We start from the raw sequence: 4417 nt of genomic DNA, 5'->3' as shown, positions 1-4417 counted from the left end.
GCTGACCGCGGGCTCCCCGCTGCACTGGGGCTACCAGCGGGCTTTCCCCGCTGTGCTGCCCCAGGATTCGCTCGCCGGGCTGTTCGGCGACCTCGACGGCCGCTGGCGCGCACTGTGCCGGGGCACGGACATCTTCGGCGGTGGCGTCACCACCTGGCGCCACCAGGTCGCGAGCGGGAAACTGCTCGGCGACGGCTACCTGCCCGGCGGTGGCATCGGCCCGCTGGCCACGGCGCCCGAGCCGAGCGGGGTGCTCATCCTCGGCGGCGACCACTGGCTGCCGGACCCGATGCGCGGCCCCGGCGGGCCCGCCGGACGGCACCGATGGGCGGCCGGGGTGCTGCGTCACGCGGACTACGTCGTCGACGCCGAATGGGACCACGCCGTCGCGATGGCCGCCGGGCTCGAACGTCCCGGCCGCCCGTTCCCCCCGGCCGCCGAGCAGTTCCCGCTGTTCCCGGACTTCCCCGGCAAGCCGTAAGCAGCTGAAGGTCGCCCTAGACCTCAGCCGGACTTGGTACGCGCTGAAGGCCACCTTGAGGGCGTTAGAGTCCGTCAAGGTGGCCTTCAGAGACCGTCGCTGAGGATCAGGCCTTGCGGCGGAACTTCAGCAGGGCCAGCAGTCCGCCACCGGCGAGCAGCAGCAGCGCGCCGACCCAGATCAGCCAGCTGTTGTCGAAACCGGTCGACGCGAGGCCGCCACCGTTGGCGTTGTTACCCGCCGGGATGACAGCGGGGGCCGAGGTGGTGGTCGGCGAAGCGGAGCTGGTGGGCGCCTCCGTGGTCGGGGTCGGCTTCGCGGTCTTGGTCGGCGTGCCCTCGGTCGGCTTCGTCGTCGTGGTGGGCGGCGCCTGGGTCTCGGTCGGCTTGGTCGTCTTGGTGCCACAGGCGAACCACTTGCCGACCTTGGGCTGGGAGCCGTTGAAGTTGAACGGCGCGCGCAGGTTCTCCCACGGCAGGTTGGCGAGCTTGAGCTCGTTCTTGCCACCGATGTAGTAGAGGTTGTGCCCGTCGTCGCCACCGTTGACGACGATGGCGGACACGGTGACGCCCTCGTTGAGGCCGACGATCTTCAGCCGGGTCTTGTCACCGTTGAGTTCCGTCGTGAAGTTGTCCGGCGTGAGGGTCTCGCCGCGCTGCTGGACGTCCTCGCACTTGTCCACCTGACCCTGGATCGGGTGGCCGCGGCCGTCATCGGTGGTGCACGCGAGCGCGCCCGTGGCGGTGCCGAGCAGGGTCACCGCGCTGATCGCGGCGACGGTGAGGGCGGCGCGGACGGAACGTCTGGACATGGCCTGCATTCAGAATTCTCCTGTACCGAAAGGGGGGACCCCAAGCGAAAGATCGACATCACCCTCTGGAACGACCAATGCTACTCACCGTAAAAACTACGTGGAGGTAATTAACCCGTCAGAGGGAAGCAAGGCCCGGACGGTATCGCATAGGGCTCGTCGCATCACCCTGAGTGCGAGTGGCAAACCAAATCGAGATGTGTCAGTTATCGTTTCGAGATACCTGGGACTTAAGGCGCGAGAAGCTTCAACTTGCCATTTACGCGCGATATCACATCTACGGAAAGGGCTTTCATCGGGGTGCCAAGACCGCGTGAAGCAGCACGGCCCGCCCTCCGCGAACAGAGGACGGGCCGGTGCCGGACTTGCGGACGATCAGCTCTTCTCGTCGACTCCCGAGAGCTCTCCGCGCTGCCGCCTGCCGAGCAGGGAATGACGACGGCTGTAGGCGAAGTAGATGACCACGCCGACGATCATCCAGACGATGAACCGCAGCCAGGTGAGCACGGTCAGGTTCAGCATCAGCCACAGGCAGGCCAGGATCGCGAGGATCGGGATCACCGGCACCCACGGGACCTTGAACGCGCGCGGCAGGTCCGGGTGCGTCCGGCGTAGCACGAGCACCCCCGCGGAAACCAGCACGAAGGCGAACAGCGTGCCGACGTTGACCATTTCCTCGAGCTTGTCCGCCGGGAAGAACGTCGCCGCGACGGCGATCAGGCCGCCGACGAGGAACGTGGCCTTCTTCGGCGTGCCGCTCCCGCTGGTCTTCGCCAGGCCGCGCGGCATGAGGCCGTCGCGCGACATCGCGAAGATGATCCGGACCTGGCCGAGCATGAGCACCATGACGACCGTGGTCAGCCCGGCGAGCGCGCCCACCGAGATGATGTTGGCCGCCCAGTCGATGCCGTTGGCGGAGAACGCCGTCGCCAGTGTCTTGTGGCTGCCGTCGCCCGCCGAAGTCGCCAGGTCCTTGTACGAGACCATGCCGGCGACCACCAGCGAGACCGCCACGTACAGCACGGTCACGATGGCGAGCGAGCCGAAGATGCCGCGCGGCACCGACTTCTGCGGGTTCTTGGTCTCCTCGGCCGTGGTCGCGACGATGTCGAAACCGATGAACGCGAAGAACACCAGCGAAGCACCGGCCAGCAGGCCGAAGATGCCGAACGAACTGCTGGCGCCGCCCGCGATCAGCGAGAACAGCGACTGGTCGACCCCGCCCTGCCCGGCACCGCCGGTCTCGCCCGGCGGGATGAACGGGGTGTAGTTGGCGCCCTTGATGTAGAAGATGCCGAGCACGATGACGAACAGCACGACCAGGACCTTGATCGCGGTGATCACCATCGAGAACCGGGACGAGAGCTTGGTCCCGATCGCGAGCATCGTGGTCAGCGCGACGACGAGGATCAGCGCGCCCCAGTCGATCGTCACGCTGCCGATGTCGAACGTCGTCTTGGTGCCCTTGCCGAAGATGTACCCCAGTACGGTCTGAAGGTAGATCGACCAGCCCTTCGACACCGCGGCGGCGCCGACGGCGAGCTCGAGGATGAGGTCCCAGCCGATGATCCAGGCCACGAACTCACCGAAAGTCGCGTACGAGAACGTGTACGCGCTGCCCGCGACCGGCACGGTCGAGGCGAATTCGGCGTAACAGAGCGCCGCGAGCGCGCACGCGATCGCGGCGAACACGAACGCGACAGACGTCGAAGGGCCGGCGTAGTCACCGGCGGTGCGCGCGGTGAGCGTGAAGATACCGGCGCCGATGACGACGGCGACACCGAAGACGGTCAGATCCCAGGCGCTCAGGTTTCTTCGGAGCTTGGTCTCCGGATCATCGGTGTCCGAGATGGACTGTTCGATCGATTTGGTCCGCCATAGACCTGTTCCGGGCAACGTAGACCTCCTGCACGACGCTCAACCACGACGTTGTAACGCGGTGTATCACCCTATCGCGTGATCATGGCCTCGGCCCGGTGACCGGCCTACCCGAGATCACGGTCGAGATCCGGTTCCAGATAGATGAGCTTGGCCGCGGGGATCTTGGCGCGCACGCGGGCCTCCGCGTCGTCGATCGCGGTGGCCACCTGGCCCGTGTCCAGGCCGGGCACCAGCGCCAGCTTCGCCGCGACGAGCAGCTCGTCCGGGCCGAGGTACTGGGTGCGGATGTGGATCACCCGCTCGACCTTCCCGGCGGCCAGCTCGTCGACGATCGTCGCGAGGTCGACGTCGGTGACGCCCTCGCCGATCAGCAGGCTCTTCATCTCGACGATGAGGATCACCGCGATGACGCCGAGCAGCAGGCCGATGCAGGCCGTGCCGATGCCGTCCCAGATCGGGTCGCCGGTGATCGTCGACAGACCGACACCGGCGAGCGCCAGCACGAGGCCAACCAGCGCGCCCGCGTCCTCCAGCAGCACCACGGGCAGCTCGGGTTCCTTGGCCTGGCGGATGAACTGCCACCAGCCGGCTTCGCCCTTGATCTTCCGCGACTCGCCGATGGCGGTGTAAAAGCTGTAACCCTCCAGGCCGATCGCGACCAGCAGGATGATCACCGCGACGATCGGCGAGGTCAGCTCCTCCGGCTCGCCGATCTTGTGGATGCCCTCGTACAGCGCGAACACCGAGCCGAGGGTGAACAGCATCAGCGCGACGATGAACGAGTAGAAGTACCGGTCGCGGCCGAAGCCGAACGGGTGGTCCTTGGTCGCCTTGCGCTTCGACGTCTTCTGCCCGAGCAGCAGCAGACCCTGGTTCGAGGTGTCGGCGAGCGAGTGCACGGACTCGGCGAGCATCGAGGACGAGCCCGTGACGAGGAATCCGGCGAACTTCGCGACCGCGATGCCCGCGTTCGCGCCTAGCGCGGCGATGATCGCCTTGTTTCCGCCACCTGCTGACACTGACGCTCCCCGGGAGTCGGTCCTGTTTGGCCGATTCGCAGCCTAGAGGCACCGGCCCCGCCGAGCCCACACAGGTGATCCGAGCGACGTCACGCGTGTCTAGGAGGCTGCTGAATATGGGTGGTTCTGGGGCTGACTGCCTGAGACGTCCGAGGTGCGGACAGTGAGCGTAAGGCCGTGACGCGAACCGTCCGGATCGTGAGAGGGCCTCTGGAGGGCTGTTGA

The 4417-nt window shown here is 66.9% G+C and carries 3 protein-coding genes and 1 pseudogene; 1 reads left to right on the top strand and 3 read right to left on the bottom strand.

All coding sequences use genetic code 11. The annotated features are described in order from the left end of the window. A pseudogene (locus tag QMK34_RS46990) lies at positions 1-481 on the top strand (hypothetical protein); the annotation flags it as partial. A gap of 106 nt (positions 482-587) precedes the next feature. Here QMK34_RS46990 and QMK34_RS46985 read toward each other — a convergent pair. The 3 genes from QMK34_RS46985 to QMK34_RS46975 all read right to left on the bottom strand — a co-directional run bounded on the left by QMK34_RS46985 (position 588) and on the right by QMK34_RS46975 (position 4192). Continuing rightward, positions 588-1292: an LPXTG cell wall anchor domain-containing protein gene (locus tag QMK34_RS46985; RefSeq protein WP_326421524.1), complete on the bottom strand. Its 705-nt coding sequence runs from the start codon at positions 1290-1292 to the stop codon at positions 588-590. A 375-nt stretch (positions 1293-1667) separates the two neighbouring features. Continuing rightward, positions 1668-3188: an amino acid permease gene (locus QMK34_RS46980; protein ID WP_326421522.1), complete on the bottom strand. Its 1521-nt coding sequence runs from the start codon at positions 3186-3188 to the stop codon at positions 1668-1670. Positions 3189-3277: 89 nt separating this feature from the next. Next, positions 3278-4192 carry a cation diffusion facilitator family transporter gene (locus QMK34_RS46975; protein ID WP_326421520.1) on the bottom strand — a complete coding sequence of 305 codons (915 nt, stop codon included), beginning with the start codon at positions 4190-4192 and terminating at the stop codon, positions 3278-3280. Positions 4193-4417: the final 225 nt, after the last annotated feature.

The organism is Amycolatopsis sp. H20-H5 (assembly GCF_035828755.1).
Taxonomy (GTDB): domain Bacteria; phylum Actinomycetota; class Actinomycetes; order Mycobacteriales; family Pseudonocardiaceae; genus Amycolatopsis.
Note: the sequence above shows the minus strand (reverse complement) of the source record. Positions and strands in the feature narration are given on the sequence as shown.

Bases quoted from the DNA above. Each gene is read 5' to 3' on its own strand.
- QMK34_RS46985 (WP_326421524.1), bottom strand. From the start codon at position 1,292: ATGTCCAGACGTTCCGTCCGCGCCGCCCTCACCGTCGCCGCGATCAGC.